14 protein-coding genes are annotated in these 21,656 nt (G+C 72.9%); 3 read left to right on the top strand and 11 right to left on the bottom strand.

What is annotated here, in order from left to right:
• Positions 1-61 precede the first annotated feature (61 nt).
• The 6 genes from ACGF13_RS10445 to ACGF13_RS10420 form a co-directional block, all read right to left on the bottom strand.
• A complete protein-coding gene (locus ACGF13_RS10445) occupies positions 62-538 on the bottom strand; it encodes a hypothetical protein (protein WP_392871489.1) in 477 nt (158 codons plus the stop codon).
• Between the two features lie 160 nt (positions 539-698).
• Entirely contained in the window at positions 699-1,142 is a 444-nt protein-coding gene (locus tag ACGF13_RS10440; protein WP_392871486.1) for a hypothetical protein, read from the bottom strand.
• Between the two features lie 170 nt (positions 1,143-1,312).
• Positions 1,313-3,211, bottom strand: a complete 1,899-nt coding sequence (locus ACGF13_RS10435) for a putative Ig domain-containing protein (RefSeq protein WP_392871483.1) — start codon at positions 3,209-3,211, stop codon at positions 1,313-1,315.
• 389 nt (positions 3,212-3,600) lie between these two features.
• Positions 3,601-4,902, bottom strand: coding sequence for an alpha/beta hydrolase family protein (locus ACGF13_RS10430; RefSeq protein ID WP_392871480.1), 1,302 nt, complete (start codon positions 4,900-4,902; stop codon positions 3,601-3,603).
• A gap of 121 nt (positions 4,903-5,023) precedes the next feature.
• A complete protein-coding gene (locus ACGF13_RS10425) occupies positions 5,024-6,256 on the bottom strand; it encodes an acyl-CoA dehydrogenase family protein (RefSeq protein WP_392871477.1) in 1,233 nt (410 codons plus the stop codon).
• 6 nt (positions 6,257-6,262) lie between these two features.
• Positions 6,263-7,291, bottom strand: a complete 1,029-nt coding sequence (locus ACGF13_RS10420; RefSeq protein ID WP_392871474.1) for a phosphotransferase family protein — start codon at positions 7,289-7,291, stop codon at positions 6,263-6,265.
• A 295-nt stretch (positions 7,292-7,586) separates the two neighbouring features.
• Between ACGF13_RS10420 and ACGF13_RS10415 the strand changes: the two genes are divergently transcribed.
• The 3 genes from ACGF13_RS10415 (at position 7,587) to ACGF13_RS10405 (ending at position 11,334) form a co-directional block, all read left to right on the top strand.
• Positions 7,587-8,810, top strand: a complete 1,224-nt coding sequence (locus ACGF13_RS10415) for a hypothetical protein (RefSeq protein WP_392871686.1) — start codon at positions 7,587-7,589, stop codon at positions 8,808-8,810.
• A gap of 226 nt (positions 8,811-9,036) precedes the next feature.
• Positions 9,037-10,284 carry an MFS transporter gene (locus ACGF13_RS10410; protein ID WP_392871471.1) on the top strand — a complete coding sequence of 416 codons (1,248 nt, stop codon included), beginning with the start codon at positions 9,037-9,039 and terminating at the stop codon, positions 10,282-10,284.
• A 180-nt stretch (positions 10,285-10,464) separates the two neighbouring features.
• Entirely contained in the window at positions 10,465-11,334 is an 870-nt protein-coding gene (locus tag ACGF13_RS10405) for a LysR family transcriptional regulator (RefSeq protein WP_392871469.1), read from the top strand.
• A 119-nt stretch (positions 11,335-11,453) separates the two neighbouring features.
• On the opposite strand, the gene ACGF13_RS10400 is transcribed toward ACGF13_RS10405, so the two are convergent.
• The 5 genes from ACGF13_RS10400 to ACGF13_RS10380 form a co-directional block, all read right to left on the bottom strand.
• On the bottom strand, positions 11,454-14,501 hold the full coding sequence (locus tag ACGF13_RS10400; RefSeq protein ID WP_392871467.1) for a hypothetical protein: 3,048 nt from the start codon (positions 14,499-14,501) through the stop codon (positions 11,454-11,456).
• 437 nt (positions 14,502-14,938) lie between these two features.
• The gene (locus tag ACGF13_RS10395) at positions 14,939-17,929 is read right to left on the bottom strand and encodes an ATP-binding protein (protein WP_392871464.1); all 2,991 of its coding nucleotides are present in this window, start codon (positions 17,927-17,929) and stop codon (positions 14,939-14,941) included.
• A 189-nt stretch (positions 17,930-18,118) separates the two neighbouring features.
• Positions 18,119-18,367 (bottom strand): ribosomal protein L7/L12, encoded by a 249-nt coding sequence (locus tag ACGF13_RS10390; RefSeq protein WP_392871460.1) that lies wholly within the window; start codon positions 18,365-18,367, stop codon positions 18,119-18,121.
• 83 nt (positions 18,368-18,450) lie between these two features.
• Complete coding sequence (locus ACGF13_RS10385; protein ID WP_392871457.1) at positions 18,451-20,358, bottom strand: DNA/RNA helicase domain-containing protein; 1,908 nt, start codon at positions 20,356-20,358, stop codon at positions 18,451-18,453.
• A gap of 91 nt (positions 20,359-20,449) precedes the next feature.
• Positions 20,450-21,463, bottom strand: a complete 1,014-nt coding sequence (locus ACGF13_RS10380) for a hypothetical protein (RefSeq protein ID WP_392871454.1) — start codon at positions 21,461-21,463, stop codon at positions 20,450-20,452.
• Positions 21,464-21,656: the final 193 nt, after the last annotated feature.

The raw sequence follows: 21,656 nt of genomic DNA, 5'->3' as shown, positions 1-21,656 counted from the left end.
TCGCAGCCCATCGGCTGCGACCCCGCTACCGGCCTTCTCCTCGTGTCAGGACGGGTCGGCGTCAGTAGACGGTGATGTCCCAGTGGCTGCCCTCGTTGCAGTACAGGTTGCCCGACGCGGCCTTCCACTGCGGGTAGCCGTCGCCCCGGAGGCCGATGTAGGTGAAGCTGTTCTGGATGTAGTTGTCGATGCAGGAGCTGCGGGAGACGTCGACCTTGTAGCCGTTGTAGTGGCTGTAGGTGCCAGAGGCGTGACCCACCTCCGTCCCGCCCGTGATGTTGATGGCGCAGCCGCTGGCCTGCTTCAGGGTGATGACGGCGCTCACCGTGCCCGAGTTGATCTGGTCGAACGAGGTGCAGGTGGAGTTGGACCTGGTGGTGCAGCCCCCGCTGGAGCTCCACGTGATGCCGGCGCCGCTGAGCTGGCTGGCGGCCGCCGACTGCGACAGCTTGGTACCGCTGGCGCCGGCCGTGGGCGCCGAGAGGGCGAGGCCGGCCAGGGCCAGGGCGACGACGGTGGCTGCGGTGCGTGGCTTCATCTGCATCTCCCGGTCAGGATGACGTGCCTACGACTCGACCCCCGGGCTCCGAGGACCGGCATCGCACCAGGATGGCGTATCGCTGTCTATGCGGGTAGACCCCGGGCCGTGAATTTCGCTCGACGGGGAGCGGCCCTCAGCGCGTCGAAACGCTCGCTCCTCAGCCCTCGACGTCCACCGTGACCTCGTAACTCCGCTGCCCGGGCGGGCAGTTGAGGGCCTCCCCGCAGGAGGTCCGGGTGGCGGTGAGGCGGGCGGTGCCGGCCGCGCGGGCGGTGAAGGCCGCGGTGACGGTGCCGCAGCCGCCGCCGGGGCGGCAGGACGGGGACGGGGCGGTGCTCGGGGCGCCGTCCGCGGCGAGGACCTCGGGGGCGGAGCTGGTGGCGGCGGACCAGTAGGTGCTGTGGAGTGCGAGCGTCAGCGTCGCGCCGACCGCGATCCGCACGGTGGTGCGGTCGGCGTGCTCGTCCACCGTGACCGTCGCCGGGCCCGGGGTGGCCGACGTGGTGGCGGGCGTCGACGGGCCCGTTCCGGTGGAGGCGCAGCCGGTCAGGCTGAGCAGGGCGGCGGCGAGTGCCAGGGCGGCGGGTCTTCTCGGATTCACGGTGGTTCCTCTTGCCGTTGTTCCAGGGGCCGTTGTTCCAGGGGCCGTTGCTCCAGGGGCACCGGTTCGACGCACCGGCGGCCGGTTCGGATCCCGCCGGACGGCACCGGGCCGCAAACGGCACCGGGGCGGGCGCTGGGCCCACCCCGGTGCGTTCGGCGCGACGGTGGTCAGGAGACGGTCACGTCGTCGTAGTAGGTGTAGGTCGGGTCACCCGGGTAGTTGTCGTCGTGGTTGCTCAGGGTGAGGGTGTAGGAGTGGCCCGGGGTGACGGCCGCCGTCTTGTTGGTCCAGGTGCCGACGGTGGTGCAGGTCTTGGCCAGGACCGTGGTGGTCGTGCCGGTGGTGTTGTCCTTCAGGGTGGCGGTGGCCCAGTCGTAGGTGATGGTGTCGTCGCAGGTGTTGCTGTACCAGAAGGACAGCGTGCTGGAGCCGGTCGGCGCGGTGAAGGTCTGGGCGATCGAGGAGTCCCCGGTCGGGTTGGTGGAGCCGACCATCGCGCCGTAGCTGCCGCTGTGGGCGGCGGAGGTGGTGGCGGAGGTGCTGCCGGCGGTGGTCCAGCCGGTCAGGCTGCCGCTCTCCAGCCCGCCGTTGGTGACGGGGTTGCCGCCGCCCCCGCTGGTGGACTCGGTCCAGGTGAAGGCGGTGTTGCCGGCGGCGCCGGTGCCGTCGGTGGCGGTGACCGTGACGCTGGAGGTGCCGGCGGTGGTCGGGGTGCCGGAGATCAGGCCGGTGGAGGAGTTGATCGACAGGCCGGCCGGCAGGCCGGTGGCCGAGTAGCTCAGCGTCTGGCCGGTGGCCGAGTCGGTGGCGTTGATCTGCAGGCTGGCCGCCGTGCCGACGGTGCCGCTCTGGTTGCCCGGGTTGGTGACGGTGACCGCGTTGCCGTGGGTCAGGATGGCGTGCGAGATCGCGCAGGAGTTGGTGTCGTTGGACCAGCTGGCCTGCTCGGCGTAGCTGCCGAAGGAGCCGAAGGAGACGTTGGCGGCGCCGCCGGTGCTGCCGGGCTGGATCCAGGCGCACTCGTCGGAGTTCTCCTGGCCGTTGTAGCTGCTGCCGGAGACGTGGTTGGTCCAGCCGCCGGCCGGGTTCTGGTCGGACATCATCTCGTGCCACTCGTGGCCGAGGGTCATCGTCCAGCCGTCCAGCGTGCCGGGCGAGTTGACGAAGCCGACGCCGCAGTTGGAGCCCGCGTCGATGTTGTACGGCTGGTTGGAGAAGGCGATGTCGCCGTAGGGCGAGCTCGCCGCACCGCCGGTGAGGGTGGTGTCACCGTTCCAGTCGTGCCAGGCGCAGTACCCGGTGGTGGGGTTCTGGTAGTCGTCCGGGTTGGTGCCGTGCGGCGACAGGACGATGTAGTACGCGTCCCGGTTGGCGGCGGCGGTGGTGTTGCCGAAGTGGCCGGCGGCCTTGACGGCCTCCTGGGCGAGCTGGTTGCCGCTGGCCTGGCTCGGCGAGGCGGCCGCGTTGTCGTACCAGACGCCGGACAGGACGCCGCCGCTCTGGTACGGGATGAAGTTGGCGTTGGACGGGCAGCTCACGGCACCGGTGGCGACGTTGGGGCCGTCGCACCACTGGGTCAGGTCGGCGGACCAGGTCTCGCCGTTGGTGCCGATGCCCTTGAACATCTGCTGGGTGGCACCGGCGGCGCCGGCCGAGTCGTTGGTGAACTTCGCGTTGCCGTTGGCGTCGGTGCTCTGGGTGCCCCACTGGTTGCCGTAGAACACCAGGTAGACCTTGGAGTGCCCGCTCTGCACGCCGATGCCGTCGACGCCGCCGCCGTACGACAGCGTCTGCTGGCCCGTCGCCGCGGCCTGGTTGTGGGCGGCGAGCCACTTCTTGTAGTTCTCGTGCTGGGACATGCCGGGCACCGCGCCGTGCCGGTAGGGGTGGCCGTCCTGCGGGCTCCAGGGGTTGAACTCGTTGGTGGAGCTGCCCTGCGAGCTGGAGACGTCCTGCGCGGAGGCCGGAGCGGCCGCGCCGGCCAAGCCGGCGGCGGCGAGCGCGAGCGACGCGATCGCGGTGAACGCCGCGTTCCTCGCGCGTCCTGTCCTGGGGGAGTGACCCATGGGTGAGGGTGCCTCTCTTCTGCCGATCGTCCCGCGGCCCGGGGGGCCGGGAACGATCCCTTTGTGGGGAAGGGCCGGCGGCGGATTCCGTCGGGGCCGGTTCCGGTCGAATTTCATTCGTGCACCGGAATTGACTGCCCGTCGGGTCTTTGCCGCCTGCGTGGCAAGAAGGAAAGCAGAGCTGATGAACACCGGTCAACGGCATAGGGTAAGGAGCGATTAAGAAGCGCGTCCAAGCAGGTCAAGCAACGTTGATGAAAAGGGATCAACGCGTGTAGCCATTCACTGAATACGATGCGAAATGCCACACCGGAATCCGCTACCGACCGTTTGGCGAGGCCCACTGACGGCAATTCACCGCCCCCTCACCCGCCACCTCACCCGGCCCGCTACCGCTCGTAGGCCATCTCCGGGAAGCGCGCCGAGGGGCCGTCCAGCAGGTGGTCGTCCTGGCCGCGCAGCCAGCGGTCGAAGAAGGACGCCACGTAGGAGCGGGTGGCGAGTTCGGCGCGCCCGGAGCGGATGTCGCCGACGTCCCTGCGCAGTTGATCGGCGCTGAGCACGCCCTGCCGGGCGAGCTGCGGCAGCAGCGGCTGGCCGTCGGTGTACGAGCCGTGGCGGGAACCGGTGAGGGTGACGTCAGCGCGCCAGCCGGTGCTGTGCTGCCACAGGGCGTTCCAGCCGGGCTGGTCGCGGTAGCTGCCGGAGTCGTCGCTGCCGGTGCCCATCAGCAGGAACGGCCGGTCCAGGCCGTCCTCGGCGACGCTGGGAAGGAAGACGCCGGTGTGGCCGTCGGGGCCGGGGAAGTGCAGCTGCCCGTCCATGTTGACGCCGGCGGTGATCCGCGGGTCGTCGTGCATGGTCTGCAGGGCGGTGAAGCCGCCCGCCGACTGGCCGACCATGCCGATCCGGCCGAGGTCGAGGGCCCCGGCGAGCCCGGCGGGCAGACCGGGGCGCCCGCCCAGTACGGCGAGTCGGTCCAGTCGGTCCAGTACGAAGCGGGTGTCGGCCACCCGGGTGTCCATCGCCTTGCGCAGCACGGCGCCGATGTCCAGGCCGGGCTGACCGAGCATGCCGGGGAGCACCGAGGGGGCCAGGTCGCCGCCGGGGAAGGCGACTTCGGAGGCCTCGTAGGTGTGGTCGACGGTGACCACCACGTAGCCGCGTGAGGCGAGGTCCTCGACCAGCGCCGTCCCCCAGGTGCGCGGGTCACCGAGCCCGGGCGAGTAGAGCACGACCGGGCGCGGGCCGCCGGCCAGTGCCGGGGCGTCCCTGCGGGCGTGGGTGCGGATGGCCGACCAGTCGGTGCGGCCGGGCTCGGTGCCGTAGTTGAGCAGGCCGACGCCGTCCGGGCCGTCGAAGTGCCGGCCGGCGGCGGGCTCCATGTAGGGGGCGCGGTCGTCGCCGGCGGCCGGGTGGGAGGTCGGGTACCAGAGGCTGATCATCAGCTCGCGCCGCTGTCCGGGGTGCCAGGGGTCCTCCCGTCCGGCGTCGGTGAGGTGCAGCGCGGTGGTCCCGATCGGGTACGGCCCGCTGGGTTCCGGCAGCCAGGCCCGGGCCTGCCGCCCGGTGCCGCCGTCGGTCCCGGTGCCGCCGCCGGTCGGCGTGGCCGCTCCGGCCGTGCCGATCGTGCCCACCGCCGCAGCCGCCGCCAGTACCACCGCCGCCACGGCCCGTCCCGGAATGCCCATGGTGTCCCCTCCGTGTTCCGATCGATCGAACACGCAGGACACTACGGTCGGCGACGGGCCGCGGCCGTCATACCAGGGGGCCAACCGGTCCCTGAATACCCCGGTGTCACACCCCTACGGGTCAGCGCCGGTACTGCCGCAGCTCCCTGCGGGCCAGCGAGCGCTTGTGTACCTCGTCCGGGCCGTCGGCGAGCCGCAGGGTGCGGTTGCCGGCCCAGAGCTGGGCGAGCGGGGTGTCCTGGCTGACGCCGGCCGCGCCGTGGGCCTGGACGGCCTTGTCGAGGATCCACTCCACGGTGCGCGGGGTGGCGATCTTGATGGCCTGGATCTCGGTGTGCGCACCGCGGTTGCCGACGGTGTCCATCAGCCAGGCGGTCTTCAGCACCAGCAGCCGCAGCTGCTCGATCCGTACCCGGGACTCGGCGATCCAGTCCTGCACCACGCCCTGCTCGGCCAGCGGCTTCCCGAACGCCACCCGCTCGTTGGCCCGACGGCACATCAGCTCCAGCGCCCGCTCGGCGATGCCGATGGCGCGCATGCAGTGGTGGATGCGGCCGGGGCCGAGCCGGGCCTGCGCGATGGCGAAGCCCGTGCCCTCCTCGCCGATCAGGTTCTCCACCGGGACGCGGACGTCCTCGAACAGCACCTCGGCGTGGCCGCCGTGGTCGGCGTCGTCGTACCCGAAGACCGTCATGCCGCGCCGCACGGTCACGCCCGGGGTGTCGCGCGGGACGAGCACCATGCTCTGTCGGCGGTGCGGTTCGGCGTCCGGGTCGGTCTTGCCCATCACGATCAGGATCCGGCAGTCGGGGTTCATCGCACCGGTGATGTACCACTTGCGGCCGTTGACGACGTACTCGTCGCCGTCCCGCTCGATCCGGGTGGCGATGTTGGTGGCGTCCGAGGAGGCGACCTCGGGCTCGGTCATCGCGAAGGCGGAGCGGATCTCGCCGGCCAGCAGCGGGCGCAGCCAGCGCTCGCGCTGCTCGGGGCTGCCGAACTGGGCGAGCAGCTCCATGTTGCCGGTGTCGGGCGCCGCGCAGTTGAGCGCGGGCGGGGCCAACTGGATGCTGCGGCCGGTGATTTCGGCGAGCGGGGCGTACTGGAGGTTGGTGAGGCCGGCGCCCGGCTCGCCCGGCAGGCTGTGCTTGTCCACAAAGAACAGGTTCCAGAGGTTCTGCTTGCGGGCCTCGGCCTGGAGGTCGGCGACGACGGGCGGAATGGCCCACGGGTCGCGGGCCCGGTCGGCGAGTTGGGCGGCGAGGACGGGCTCGGCGGGGTACACGTGCTCGGCCATGAAGGCGAGCAGCTGTTCGCGGAGTTCGTTGGTCCGGGCGTCGTAGGCGAAGTCCATCGGTGCTCAGTTCTCCTTGAGGGTGCTCAGGCCGTGCCGGGCGAGGACCGGCGCCATCTCGCCGGCGCGCTCGAAGCCGGTGCCCAGGGTGCGGCCCTGCTGGAAGCGGAAGTGGATGCCCTCGGCGACGGCGGCGAGTTTGAACGAGGCGAAGGCGACGTACCAGTCGAGGTCCTCCGCCCGGCGGCCGGTCGCGTCGGCGTAGGAGGAGACGATCTCGTCGGGCTCGGGGAAGCCGGGGGCGGTCATGGCGGAGGGGATGATGCCGCCGCCGACGCCCGCGAGTTCGGTGTACATCACCAGGAGGCCGATGTCGGTGAGCGGGTCGCCGAGGGTGGACATCTCCCAGTCCAGGACGGCGGCGATGTCGTCGGCGTCGTCGACCAGGACGTTGTCCAGCCGGTAGTCCCCGTGGACGAGGGCGGGCGCGGGCGAGACGGGCAGCCGCCGGCCGAGGAGGTCGTACAGCCGGTCCAGGTCCGGCAGTTCGCGGCTGCGGGAGGCGGCGAGCTGCTTGGACCAGCGGCGCAGCTGGCGCTCCAGGTAGCCCTCGGGGTGCCCGAAGTCGGCGAGGCCGACGGCGGCGGGGTCGATCCGGTGCAGGGTGGCGAGGGTGTCGACCAGCCTGGTGCCGAGCGCGCGCACCCGCTGCTCGCCGAGGGCGGCCAGCGGCGCGGCGTCCCGGTGGGCGGTGCCGGGGACGTACTCCATGAGGTACCAGGGGGCGCCGAGGGTGTCGGTGTCCGGGTCGAGCAGCAGGGTGCGGGGCACGGGGACGCCGGTGTCGCGCAGGGCGGTCATCACGCGGTACTCGCGGCCCATGTCGTGCGCGGTGGCGAGGACGTGCCCGAGCGGCGGGCGCCGCAGGACGGCGCGGGAGGCGCCGTCGCTCAGCACGTACGTGAGGTTCGAGCGGCCCCCTTCGACGAGGTCGGCCCGCAGCGGCCCCTGGAGGATCCCGGGCAGCTCGCGGTCCAGGTGGGCCCGGAGACGGGCCAGGTCCAGGCCGGGCGGGTCGACGGGGGTCTCGGCCATCGGGCGGCTCCTCGGGGAGGCGGATCATTGACTAAGCGCTTGCTTAGCATTCAACCCGGAAGGTCCGCTGTCAATGGCATGAACCCCGGGGCCCCGCGACCCCGTAGACGTCGTTACCACCGCCGATCGCGCCGGACGGGCCGCTGCCACACCGCCCCTGGAGCGGTTCGACCTTGACGCTCAAAAATGTTCTGATGATCGCATTCATCGATCGTCTTCCGAATACTTCCTGATCAGACATCAGGGAAAAGGGGGTCCTGTGCGGACTGCTCGCGGCTCGGCCATCCTGCTGGCGATGGGGGTCCTCGGGGCCTCCGCCCTGGCGACCGGATGCTCCGACACGACGAGCAGACCCACGACCGCCACCGGCACCACCCCGTCCAGCCCCACCCCGAGCAGCACCACCGAGGCCCCGGCCCCGCCGCCGCCCGCTCCCACCCCCACCTGGGACGGCCAGGTCAAGGTGCTCGGCGACGGCTCCACCTCCTACACCGGCCCGCAGCCCAAGCAGCCCACGCCCGAGCGGCTCAAGCCCGGCGAGAAGCCGCCGCAGTTCGTCGTCTTCTCCTGGGACGGGGCGCTGGAGGGCGACGAGCGCATGTTCTCCCGCTTCCGCAAGCTCGGCGTGGAGAACAACGCCCAGATGACCTTCTTCCTGAGCGGCCTCTACACCCTCCCCAAGTCCAAGAGCACGCTCTACAAACCCCCGCAGCACAAGCCCGGCGACGCCTCCATCGACTACGCCACCGACCCCCACATCAAGGACACCCTGGAACAGCTGCGCCTCGCCTGGCAGGACGGCAACGAGATCGGCACCCACTTCAACGGGCACTTCTGCAACGCCAAGGGCGGCGGCGAGTGGAGCACCGAGGAGTGGAAGAGCGAACTCGACCAGGCCATCTCCTTCGTCACCAACTGGAAGACCAACACCGGCTTCAAGGACCTCCCGCCGCTCCCCTTCGACTACACCAAGGAACTGGTCGGCGGCCGCGCCCCCTGCCTGGAGGGCCAGAAGAACCTGCTGCCGGCCGAGAAGGCCACGAACTTCCGCTACGACGCCAGCTCCCCCGGCGAGTTCCAGGTCTGGCCCACCAGGAAGGACGGCATCTGGAACTTCCCGCTCCAGATGCTCCCCTACTCTGGGAAGTCGACCCAGAGCCTCTCGATGGACTTCAACTTCCTGGCCAACCAGTCCGGAAACACCACCAAGGGCGACCCCAGGAAGTACGACACCTGGGAGAAGGAGACCCGCGACAGCTACCTCGCCGGCTTCGAACGCGTCTACAACGGCAGCCGCGCCCCGCTGTTCATCGGCAACCACTTCGAGGACTGGAACGGCGGCATCTACATGCAGGCCGTCGAGGACGTGATGAAGAGCGTCTGCAAGCGCGAGGGCGTCCGCTGCGCCTCCTTCCGCCAGGTCGCCGACTGGCTCGACGCCCAGGACCCGGCCGTCCTCGACAAGCTCCGCCAACTCGACCCCGCCCAGCCGGCCGACTGGTCCCGCCTGGTCAAGTGACGGGCCCGGGCGGCGCGGGCCGGATCCGGAAACCGCGCACGGCCCGGCGGCAGGGCTCCCACGGTCATCTCCGATCGAGATGACTGACATTCCGAAGCATCGCCCCGGACGGGGAAGCAGCGGACACGGACCGGCGCTCGCACCCGTGTGACGGCAGCGAGGAGGCTGCCGTCACCGCCCCGCCCGTGCCGGCCGACCCCGGCCCACTGCTTCGAGAAGGTGCCCCATGTCCGCCTCGTCCGACCTCCCGACCGCCGCGCGCCGGTCCGCACCCGCCGACGCCCCCCACGGCGTACCGGGCTGGCTGATAGCGCTGCTGGCCGTCGCCTCCGGCATGACGGTCGCCAACCTCTACTACGCCCAGCCCCTGCTCTCCACGCTGAGCGGGGTCTTCCACACCAGCACCGCCACCACCGGGGCCCTGATCACCCTCACCCAGGTCGGCTACGTGATCGGCATGCTCTTCCTCGTCCCGCTCGGCGACCGGCTGGAGAAGCGCAACCTCATCACCGCCCTGCTGACGGTCACCACCCTCGCCCTCGTCGCCGCCGGGCTCGCCACCAGCTTCCCGATGCTGCTGATCGCCTCCCTCGTCAGCGGCGCCACCTCCGTCGTCGCCCAGGTCCTCGTCCCGTTCGCCGCGAGCCTCGCCCCCGACCACGCCCGCGGCCGGATCGTCGGCCGGGTGATGAGCGGACTACTCACCGGCATCCTGCTCTCCCGCACCCTCAGCAGCCTGGTCTCCGACGTCGCCGGCTGGCGCACCGTCTTCCTCGGCTCCGCCGTCCTGATGGCCGTCCTCGGCGTGGCCCTGCGCGCCGCCCTGCCCGCGCACGCCCCGACCACCACCATCCCGTACCACCACGTCCTGCGCTCCACCGTCCGGCTGGTGCGCACCCACCCCGCCCTGCTGCGCCGCGGCCTCTACCAGGCCGCGATGTTCGCCGCCTTCAGCGCCTTCTGGACCACCGTCTCCTTCGTCCTGACCGGCCCCCACTTCCACTACTCCGCGGTCGGCGTCGGCCTGTTCGCCCTCGTCGGCGCGGCCGGAGCGGCCGTCGCCCCGTTCGCCGGGCACTGGGCCGACCACGGGCTGACCCGCCGCATGACCGGCATCGCCTTCGCCGTCGCCGCCGTCTCCTTCGCGCTCGCCGGCTTCGGCGGCCACAGCGTCGTCCTGCTCGCCCTCGCCGCCGTCCTCATCGACATGGCCGTGCAGGCCAGCCTGATCCTCGGCCAGCACACCGTCTACGCGCTCGACCCGGCCGCCCGGGCCCGCCTCAACAGCGCCTTCATCGCCATGTTCTTCGTCGGCGGAGCAGCCGGATCCGAACTCGGCTCCGTCGTCTACCACGCCTGGGGCTGGACCGGCGTCGCCACCCTCGGCACCGCCCTGCCCCTGCTCGCCCTGCTCTACTGGACCACCGAACGCCGCCAGGGCGCGGCCGCCGAACCCGGCACCGCGAACGCGTGACCGGGAGCGAACCGGCGCTGGCCTTCCCCGCACCGAGCAACCGAGGACGGGCCGGCGCCGCGTGCCGGGCCGCCCGCCGCTCGCCCTCGGGCGGCACCGCCCTCCGCATACGATGCGTGAAGATCGACAGCCCTCGCCGCCCCCGCACCGGGCGGCGTACGGCCCAACCGGGAGTGGACGATGGATCTGCGGCAGATGGAGGTCGTGGTCGCGGTGGCGGACACCGGCGGCTTCACCGCGGCGGCACGGCGGCTGCACGTCGTCCAGTCCTCCGTGTCCGGTACCGTCCGCGCCCTCGAACGCGAACTCGGCACCCCACTGTTCGACCGCACCACCCACCGCGTCGCCCTCACCCCCGCCGGCGAGGCCTTCGTCCCCGCCGCCCGCGCGACGCTGCGGGCCGCCGAACTCGCCCGGGAAGCCGTCGACGCGGCCCGCGGGCAGTTGCGCGGCCGGGTGACCGTCGGCACCATGCAGGGCGTCTGGGCCGGCCTCCACCACGCCCTGGCCGCCCTGCGCGCCGAACACCCCGGCGTCGTGGTGCACCTGCGCCAGGCCGCCGTCGCCGACATCCGCCAGGCACTGCGCGAGGGCACCGTCGACCTGGCCGTGGTGGCGCTCGACCGCCAGCAGCAGCGCGGCCTCACCACCAGACTGCTGTCCCGCGAGTCCATGGTGCTGCTCGCGGCGCCCCGACGGGTGCTCGCCGGGGCCACCCCGGACGGCGAGGTCACCCTCGCCGACGTCGCCCGGCTGCCCCTGGTGGACTTCACCCCCGGCTGGGCCATCCGGCACGCCGTCGACCGCGCCTTCCGCGCCGCGGGCGTCGACCGCAGCACCACCTTCGAGGTGAACGACATCGTGGCGGCCGCCGAGTTGGTCCGCAACGACCTGGGCGTCTGCATCATGCCCAGGTCGATCGCGGACCGCTTCCCCGACCTCCCCCGGTACCGCTTCGAGCGCCACGCCCCGACCTGGAAGGTCATGGTCGTCCGGCCTCCCGGCGAGGCGCCGCCCGCCGTCGCCGCGCTGTTGCGGCACATCACCTGAACATCACCTGACGCCGTGCCGGCGGGGGCTCGCCCTGGAGGTCCGGCAACAGCAGGGCGCCCTCCCGACGCCGCGGAGCGGTCGGTCGGGAGGGCGCCTGTCGGACGTCACACGAGGCGTCAGCCCCAGTTGCCCACCAGCGGGACGTCACCCGGGTTGCCGAACTTCGTACGGTAGATCACCAGGTCGGAGTTCTCGGCGGCCCCGTAGAAGGTCTGGTCGCCGGGCCGGTAGACGCCGATGGTCTCCTTGCCGGTGCCGTCCCAGTCGCCCTTGACCGGAATGTCGTCGGGGTTGCCGAACTTGACGCCCGGCCGCACGTGCTCCGTCTGGTTGGAGTCGTTCAGATAGAAGATCTGGGTCTGCGGGTCGTAGACGGCGACGGTGGTGGTGCCGTTGCCGTCCCAGTCGCCGACCAGCGGCTTCCAGCCCGGGTTGCCCAGCTTGATCCGGTACTTGACGGTGGAGTTGTCGTCGGAGAGGTAGAAGTACTGGTCGCTGGGCCGATAGACACCGACCGTGGTCCGCCCCTGCCCGCTCCAGTCGCCGACCAGCGGGATGTCACCGGGGATCCCGAACGGGAAGGTGGCGGCCGCGGTGGCGTTGTCGTTCGACAGCTGGAAGGTCGCGGTGTCGCGGTGGTAGACGCCGATGGTGTCGGTGCCAGGACCGTTCCAGTGGCCCGTCAGCGGGACGACGTCGTCGCCGCCGCCGCCGAACACGGTCTGCCCGGTGTACCGGCCGTTGTGGGCGGCCTCGCCGAAGCTGCCGTCGGACCGCCGGTAGACGCCCGCCGAGGCGGGCTTCGGCGTGGGCGTGGCGTTGACCACGGCCCTGCCGATCCGCTGCTGCGCCGCGACGGTCAGCGGCACCTTGTTCGGCTGGTCGGGGCCCAGCCAGCGGAAGTTCTGCAGGTAGACGACGCGCGGGTCCTGCGCGGCGAGCGCCCGGTACTCGGCGTTGTACGCCGCGATGTCCGCGTCCGTCCTGTCGGGGTAGCAGTTCACGGCGACGCCCCACTCGTTGGTGGACTCCGGGAAGAGCATCAGGTGCTGGTCCGGCGAGGAGAGGAACGTCTTCAGGTTCGCCAGCAGCGGCTGGAGCCGGCCGCGGCCCATGCAGTAGTGGTCGAAGCCGACGATGTCGACCTCGGGTGGGATCGGCGCGGTCTGCTCGGCGTTCCAGCGGTCGAGGCTCATGATCAGCGTCTTGTCCGGGAACGCGGCCCGGATCTGCTTGGCCTGCAGCATGACCTGCTCGGGGGCCATGCCGTGCGAGTAGGGCTCGTCCGCCATGTCCACGGCGGCGATCTTGTCGATGTTCGGCCCGATGCGCTCCACCAGCTTGCGGAGGTTCTCCGCGGCGTCCGGGTTCGGGTGGACCGCCCAGTCACCCGGCGAGTTCGGGATCACCGTCTCCTGGTTGACGTCGATCACGCAGGAGGCCGGCAGGCACTGGTCCAGGAACTCCAGGCGGGGGTCCTGGCCACGCAGGTAGTTGTTGAGGTTGGTCCACTGCGCCACCTCCGGCGCGTGGTTGACGCCGTTGTTCGGCGAGTCCGGGTCCCGGATGTCGAAGAATCCGTAGTAACCGAGCCCGCCCAGCATGGAGATCCGCAGGTCGTCCACCGTGGTGACCTGGCCGGCCGCCGAGTGGTGGGCGCCGAGCGAGACGTAGCCGTCGCGGGGCAGCTGGACGTCGGTGCGGCCGGAGAACACCGTCGCGCCGTTGACCAGCACGCTCGCCCGCTGCTCGTCCGTCTTGAGCGCGACCGACACCTCGTAGGAGCCCGCCGCCGGGGCCGTGGGCAGGACGGTCGACCGGCCGCCCTGGAAGAGCGTCAGCCCGCCGTCGGACTGGACGCGCAGACCGAGCGCGACGTCCTCGGCGTCCACGGCGCCCGTGCCGCCCGAGGCGTTGCTGACGGCGAGGGAGGCCCAGTCCTGGCCGGAGGTGCTGCCGACCACCGGGGTCAGCACGGCGTGCACCGTGTAGGCGCCGGTCGGGACGTCCGAGGTGGCCGGCTTGTTCAGACGCACGGCCGAGGTGCCCTTGGGGAAGGAGAGCACGTTCGGCTGGGCCGGGCTGTTGACCTGCACCGAGCCCGCCGGCGGGTCGAGGGCCAGGCCCTTGACGCCCGAGACGGCGGTGTAGTTCGCGGAGATCAGGCTCGGCTGGCGGGCGCTGAGATCCTGGTTGAGCCCGAAGTCGGCGGTGGCGTTGGGCGCGCCGTCGAAGGTGTCGACGAGCGGCTTGGCGCTGCGGGTGGCCCCGGTGTCGACCCTGCTGACGTTCAGCCCGTGGCCGGCGCCGTCGCCGAAGGTGGTGAACCGGTCCGGGTTGGTGAGGTAGGCGCCGAGGTAGAGGAACTCGCTGCCCGGCCAGCGGGTCACCCCGGCCGGCGCCGAGACGGTGAACGGGGTGCCGTTCACCGTCAGGGTGACGGCCCGGTCGGCCCCGGTGGAGACGGTCAGCGAGACGGCGTACTGCGCCGTGGGCGCCACCGTGCCGGTCCAGAACGGAGTCTCACCGCCGCCGCCGTGGAAGAGGGCGAGCCCGCCGCGCGAGCTGACGGTCAGTCCGAGGTCGACGTCGCCACCGGTGACGTAGCCGTTGCTGCGGTGGCTGCGGCTCAGCACGATCGAGCCCCAGTCGTTGCCGCCGGTGTCACCGACGACGGGGTCGATCACCGTCGAGACGGTGTAGTGCCCGGTGCCGTCCGCGACGGCCGGCGCACCGAGCATGACCGCGGAGACGCCCTTGGCGAACAGCAGCTTGTTGGGGTAGTTGGGATGACTGGTCTGGACGAACCACTGGTCGGGCGCGACCGAGGTGTCCCAGCGGCCGGAGACCCGGGTGTAGGAGATCCCGTGCTGCCCGGCCGGAACCGACTGCCGGGCTTCGAGCCCGACGTTCAGCCCGTACAGCGGGTCGGTGTCCCTGGCCGGGTCCAGCTGGAAGGTGTCCGCGAAGGCACGCGTGGTGTCGAGGTCCACCGGCGTCGGCCCGGATCCGTCGCCGGCCGGGGCGCCGGTCGGGGCAGCGGCGGGGGCGCCGGTCGGGGCGGCGGCCGCCGTGGTGGGTGCGAGGCCCGCGGGCAGCAGTGCCAGCGCGAGCGCCGAGGCGCCGGCCAGCAGCCCGCGGCCCAGGCGTTGAGTGAGTATCACCGAGTCGTAGTCTCCCGGTCGTCGGACCGGCGGCGCGGGCCCGCGTCGCCGAAAGGGAGCGGACACGACCGGCGTCCTACCAGGTCAGCGGCCTTCCCCCCGGGGCGCGATCATAGGGGGTGGACACGAGCGGCCGCCCCGGATGTTCCGGCGCGGCTCTGGCTCTGGCGCTGGCTCAGCACCGACTGGCCGCGCCTCCGGCCGGGTCCGTCCCCTGCGCGGACCCGACCGGCTGCCCATGCGGTGCGTACGGGACGGGCGCGTCGACCGGGCCGGGGCCGGGTGCGTACGCCTGTCCTGTGCCGTGGGGATCGAGCCTAGGCAGGGGCGCCTTACCGTTCGCTTACCGATCGCTCACCGCTCGGCCCACGGGCGGCGCCCCTCGGCCGCCGGCCGGCCACTCCGTACGGCCCCGGTGCCGTACGGCCCCTGCCGGGCTACCGGATGTCGCTCAGCTCCCGCGCCTCCTCCAGCACCCGCGCGGCCGACTCGGCCAGCCCGGCCGCCTCGTACGCCCGGCCGAGCGCGCGGAGCGCCTCCGCGAGGAAGGAGCGCCAGCCGCGGGCGCGCCACACCAGCACCGACTCCTCCAGGTGCCCGACCGCCGAGGCGTGGTCCCCCGCCGCCAGGTCCAGCTCCCCCAGGATGCCGAGGGCCTGGGCGAGGTGGTGCCCCAGGTCGAAGCGGCGGGCGATGGCCAGCGCGGCCTCGGCCGTCTCCCGGGCCCGGTCGTCGCCGGTGGCCGCGTACAGCATCGCCAGGTAGAGCAGCGAGAACGCCTCCACGTAGCGGTCCTTGAGCGAGCGGGCCATGGCGAGCGAGCGCAGGAGCAGCTCGCCGCCCCGCTCCACCTGGCCGGCCCGGCCGTGGGCGGCTCCGAGGAACTGGATCGCGGTCGCCTCGAAGCGGGTGTTGCCGATCAGCCGCGCCACCCGCAGCGCCTCGGTGAGGTGTTCGATCGTGCGGTCGGGGTCCGTCTCCCCGTAGGCGATGGCGATGATCTGGTGGGCCCGGGCCTCGCCGCCCGGGTGGTCGTGGGCGGTGGCGAGGTCCAGGGCCTGCCGGGCGGCGTCCAGGGCCTCCTGCTCGCGGCCCTGGGCCACCAGGCTCCAGGCCGTCAGGACGAGGGCGTCGGCGGTCCCGCGCGGTTCCCCGGCCTGCTCGAACAGGCCTCGCAGGTGTCGCGCCCGGTCGTCCAGCGCGACCATCGTCTGGGTGCCGTCCGGCAGGTCGACGGTCGCCCCGGAGCCGTCGGCCGCGGTGGTCCAGGTCGTCACCTCGATCAGGCCGCGGGTGAGCACGGCCGTCCCCAGGTCGTCGCCGACCGCCCGGCAGGTCTGGAGGGCGGCCAGGTGGGTGGTGCGCCACTCGTCGTACAGGCCGCGCACGTCGCAGTACTTCTCCTGGCAGGCGGCGAGTTCCCACGCCATCGGCACCATGCGCAGCGCGGCGGCCTGCCGGGCGCTCGCGTTCAGGGCCGGCTGCTCGGCGTCGAACCAGGCCGTCGGGTCGTCCAGCAGCGCCGCCGCGACGCCGGACGGCATCGGGTGGCGCGGCGCGGCGCCGTGGATCGGCGCGAAGCACGGCCCGGGCACCTGGTCGGCCGCCTGCTCGGCCAGCCAGAGCCAGGCGCCGAAGGCCCGTTCGAGCGCGGCGGCGCGGGCGGCCGGTTCGTCCGCGGCCTCGGCGTGCTCGCGCGCGTACAGCCGGACGAGGTCGTGGAAGCGGTAGCGCAGGTGCGGTTCCGTGCCGGTCTCCTGGAGGAGTTGGGCGTCGATCAGCTCCTCCAGCTGCCGCTCGGCCTGCTCCGGCGGGATGTCGGCCGCCGCCGCCGCGGCCCACGGCGCGAAGTCGGGGGCGTCGAGCAGCCCGAGCAGCCGGAAGGTGCGGCGGGTCGGCTCGGCGAGGCGGGTGTAGCCGACGGCGAAGCCGGCCCGTACGGCCAGGTTCCCGGCGGCCAGTTCGTCGAGCCGGCGCCGTTCGTCGTGCAGCAGGTGGGCGAGCCGGGCCAGGGTCCAGCGCGGCCGGGCGGCCAGGCGGGCACCGGCGATGCGGACCGCCAGCGGCATGCCGCCGCACAGCTCGACGATCCGGGCGGCGGCCACCGGCTCGGCGGCGACCCGGTGCTCCCCGAGGATGCGGCGCAGCAGCGTCCGCGCGTGGGCGGCGTCGAGTTCGTGCAGGTCGACGAGCCGGGAGCCGGGCAGGGCCGTGAGCGCGGCGCGGCTGGTGACGAGGACCGCCGGGCGGGCCTGCGACCGGTCGCAGGCCCACTCCGCCGGCGTGCCGGGGAGCAGCGGGCCCAACTGCTGCTCCCCGGCAGCGTTGTCGAGGAGGACGAGGGCGCGGCGCCCGGCGAGCAGGGTGCGGTAGAGCGCGGAACGCTCCTCCAGCGAGGCCGGGATCTCCCGGGGGTCGGCACCGAGGGCGCGCAGGAAGGCGGCCAGCACGCCGGCCGGGTCGGCGGGCGACTCGTCGGCCCCGCGCAGGTCGGCGTACAGCCGGCCGTCCGGGTAGTCGGCGGCGGCGCGGTGGGCGGTGTGGACGGCCAGCGCCGTCTTGCCGATGCCGCCCATGCCGGCGATCACCGGGACCCGGCCGGCCGCCAGGGCGTCCAGCACGAGCCGCACCTGCTCGTCCCGCCCGGTGAAGTCCGGGATGTCACGCGGTAGTTGGGAGGGCACGCGGGCGCACCCCGGGCTCGTACGGGTGCCTTCGCGGTCCTGCGCCAGCAGCGCCAGGAAGACGTTCTGCACCTGTTCGCCCGGCTCGATCCCGAGTTCCTCGGACAGCCGCCGACGCAGCGCCTGGAAGCGCCTCAATGCCTCGGCCGCCCAGCCGTCCGCCGCCAACAGCTCCAGCAGGGCGGCCTGCACGGGTTCGTCGAACGGATGCTCCTCGGCGAGCGCCGTCAGGGCGGGCACGGCCGGCCGCGGCGCTCCGGCGGCGAGGCCGGCCCGGGCCAGCGCCAGGACGGTGGCGCGCACCTCGTCCACCACGGACGCGACCAGCGGGTCCTCCCGGTTCACCCGCTCCAGCCCGGCCAACACCGGGCCGCGCCGCAGCCCGATCGCCCCGACCGGGTCCCCTCCGGCGGCCAGCCTGCGGAACCGTCCGAGGTCCACCGCGTCCGGCCCGGTCACCAGCCGGTACCCCTGCGCGTCGGACGCCAGCACCACGCTCTCGTCCCCGAAGCCCCCGAGCCAGGTCCGCAGCCGCGACATCCCGGTGTGCACCGCACCCCGGCCGACCCGGTCCGCCTGCCCGGCCCACACCAGGTCCAACAGCCGCCCCACCGGCAGCCGCTCCCCCTCCGCGAGCAGCAGCGCCCCCAGCAGCCCCCGCAACACGGTGGCCCGCGGCAGCACCTGCGGCACCGAGTCCACCTCGACCGCCAGGGGCCCCAACAGCCCGAACGTCATCTTCATCCGCTTCAGTCCCTCTGGGCTCACGTCCGCACCGAGGCCCGCCGGCACCGCCCGCCCGGGAGGCGCCCACCGGCCGCGGCACGACCATGACACTAGTCCGGGCACTGATCAACAGCAGCCACCGGCCCTCCGCCCCGGAACCGCGGGCTCCCGCCGTCCGGGCGGACGACTACGCCCTGGTCCCGTCGCTCAGTACCGCACCTCGACGGTGGCCCCGGCCGCGCGGAGCTCGTCCGCCGCGGCCTCCGCGACGTCCGACGTCACGCCGACGAGGATGGTCGCAGGCAGCCGGCCCAGCAGGCCCTTGCCGTGCCACAGACTGAGCCCGATCCGCCGCTTGACGACCTTCGCGACCTCCAGCACGTGCGGCCCCGCATGGGTCACCACGACGCGGATGGGCTCCACGTCACAGACCAGCTCGACGTACAGGACAGCCATCACCGCTCCCGCCCTCGGCCCTGCCCGGAGGGTAGGCACTCGCCCGGCACCCGGTCCACGGAAATACCCGTGCCCGCCCGCTCTCAGGAACCGGGCAGGAGGGAAGCGAGGTAGGCCTGTGTTTCGGGGTCGGTGGAGTACAGGCGGGTTCCGTGGGTCGCCCGGGTCACGAGGACGCGGTAGGTGTTCAGCGCGTACGGCAGGTAGCGAGCGGGTGGCAGGGTCCGCAGTTGTCGGGCGTCGTGGCTGGCCTCGGGGCGGGCCGTCCAGCGGCCTTCGCGGCGGACCAGGTCTCCGCCCAGGATGACGGCACCGAAGGCGTACTCGAGGCCCTGCGCAGTGTAGATACAGCCGACCTGGTCGTGTCCGCCGCGGTCGGTCGCCCAGTAGGGGCGGGCCGGGACGTCGGGAAAGCCGGGGACCGGCTGGTCAGCGCGCAGGTTCCAGGGGCGGGCCCACGAGCGCTCGTCGCGGTCCGGTCCGTGCCACCGGATGGCGACCTCGGGCTCCAGCGGCGGAACGTTCCCGGCGTTCCACGGCCAGCAGAACCCTGCGGTGATCCGGGCGTTGCGACCCCGCGCGGTGTGGCCGTCGACCCAGGAGGCGAGCTCATCCGGGTCCGCGGCCAGCGCGAGGTCGTAGCTTCCGCCGCTCCACGGCTGGGCGGCGCCGGTCGGGGAGAACAGGAGGTCCACCCAGCGGTGGTAGGCCTGGGAGCCGTTGCAGCGGAACTGGGTCTCCAGGTCGACGTGCCGGAACGCCGCCCCGGACTCGCGCGCATGGCGGGCCAGTTCGTCGAGGGTGAGGCCTTCGGTGGGCCGCACGATCTGGCGCTCGTCGAGGAACAGGACCAGGACGCCGACCCGGTCCAGCAGGTTGCGCAGAACGATGGGAAAGCCGGCGCCGCGTTGGTTCGGGTAGGTGGTGGCACGGTGGGCCTCGTCGAGGAGGACCACGCTGCGCTTGTCCAGCCCGCTCGGGGTCCTGTCCTTGAACGTCGCGACGAGGCCGCGGGACTCCTCGCGCAGCAGCCGCCGGAGCTGCCGGGTGAGGGTGCCGGACGGGGTCAACAGGCGGGGGTTGCGCCGGGGCATGCCGCACAGTTCGCCCATCAGCCGGGCGGCGATCGCCGTCTTGCCGGTACCGGGCCCGCCGGTGACCACGACCATGCCGCCGGGCCTGCCGTCCCCGGCTGCGCCGGTGTCGTCGACGGCGGCTTCGTGGACGGCGTCCAGGATCGCCCGGCGGGCCCGGTCCTGTTCACCGATCAGCCGGAACCGGCTGTGGCCCTCGATGTTGGCGGCCAGCCGCTCCAGGACGCGTTCGGAGGGCCGGTGCTCGCTCGCCAGGAGGCGATCGACGGCGTCTTCCTGCGCGGGCGTCAGGCCGGCGCAGCCGAGCCGTTCCGCGAGCTCGCCCGCGGGTACACCGGCCGCGAGGTCGTCGCGGCCCAGCAGGGGGAACTCCGCGCTCGGAGCATCAGGGGCCACCATCTCCCGCAGGGGCCCGATCAGGTCGGCGGGGGCGTTGTGCAGGACCACCGTGCCCTTCGCCCGTACGCCGTTCCCGCCGTCGACCCAGTCCCGCAGGTAGTGGACGTATCCGCCGGTCTGGCGGGCGGGGTGCGGCACGATCCGCCGTCCGACCTCCAGCATCCCCGGGTGCCCCGGCGCGGGCCGCGCCCAGGTCCACTGCTTGAGCTCGACGACCACGACCGTCAGGGCGCCGTCCGCGTCCTGCCCGACAACGGCCGCGTCGACGCGCTCACCCGTCCCCGGCAGCGACAGTTCCAGGAGGAGGTCGAGGCCGCCCAGGCCTGCGCGCACCAGCGCGTCGAGCAGCACGGGCCAGCTCCGTCGCCAGCTGCCGGTCTCCTCGTCCCCTGGCGCCGTGCCGTGCAAGGCACGGAACCGGGCCACGCAGGCGTCCACGAACTCCGGCCGCGCGGCCTGCCGCGCCACGTCGTCGATGATCCCCCGGTGTACATACATGACCGATGAATACCATCGCCGACCGACATCACCAGTGGGCGCGAAGCCCGGCGGCGTGGACCGCCGGACGCCCGCGCCCGGACGGGGTTGCTCAGTCGTCCGTTGCCTCCGATCCGGTCTGGGAGGCCCCGCTCACCGGAAGCCCGGCCGAGTTGTTCCAGTGCCAGTCGAAGTACTGCGCGCTCTCCGGTGTGTGGGCGGTGCACTGCCGTCCTTCGAGGGTCCTCGCCGCGGCGAGCAGGTCGGCGGAGGCCGCGCCCTTCTGCGACACCTCCACGAGCCCTTCGACGGACACCCGGATGAAGCCGTCCTCGAACAGAGCGTCGCAGCCGAGCACACAGGCCGCCATCAGGTTCGCCAGGTGGGAGCGCTGCTCGAGGTTGCACTGCGACCTCTTCCGCACGTGTGCCGCGCGGACGAGCCCCTGGGGCAGCTCCCGCCCGCAGATGTCACACCGGATGGAGCTCCTGCCGTTGAACTTCGCCCGCCGCAGTCGGGCCTGTTCGCGGCGGGCGAGCGCGACCACGGGCCGGTCCAGATTGTCGCCCAGGTCGAGGTAGCGGTCCTGGCTCTGCGAGGAACCGGGCCCGTGCCAGGGAACGGTGGCCGCCGCCGACCCGATGGCCGCTCCGGCGGGTGAGCCCGGCTGCTGTTCGATGGAGTCGACCAGCCTGGTCATGACCTCGCGGTCGGCCACGGGGACCGGGGCGCCCTGCTTGTTGGCGGAGAGACGGAAGGCCTCCATCGCCGCGTCGCCGAGCTGCGCTCCGGCGACGCCGAGTTCGAGGTCCAGGATGTCCAGGGCGACACGCACCGGGTAGGTGTCGTCGGGCCAGACCGTGGCTTCGTCGCGGTACACGGCTCCGGTGACCTGGGCGACGGCCAGCTCGCGCAGCACCGCGTCGGCCCACTCCCCCTGGGGGACACGGGCGTTCGGCCCCCGGTGGCCGAACAGGATGTAGTCACCGGGCTTCAACGCGGCCAGCACCCGCGGGGTGTCGGCCTTGCCGGCGGCCCCTTCCTTCCAGCCCCATATCGACTCGCGCAGGCCGATCTCGAAGTTCCGCTTCGAGGGAGCGGGAACGTACACGGCGACGACGGACACGTCGTGATCCTCCTCGGTTCGACTCCCCGCCGGACAGGCCGGGGAGTTGGTTGGTTCGGACGGGCCGTGCCGTGTGTCCCGCCCGGACGGCGGGAGATGACGGCACGGTATCTGTCTATCAGACGGCACTGACAGACGAGCCCGACGGGGATCCCCGGCCTGGTGACGGACGAACGGGGGTCAGGTGCGCGTG

Origin of the sequence: Kitasatospora sp. NPDC048286 (assembly GCF_043201735.1) — a bacterium.
GTDB lineage: Bacteria > Actinomycetota > Actinomycetes > Streptomycetales > Streptomycetaceae > Kitasatospora.
This window is presented reverse-complemented; position numbering and strand designations above follow the sequence as displayed.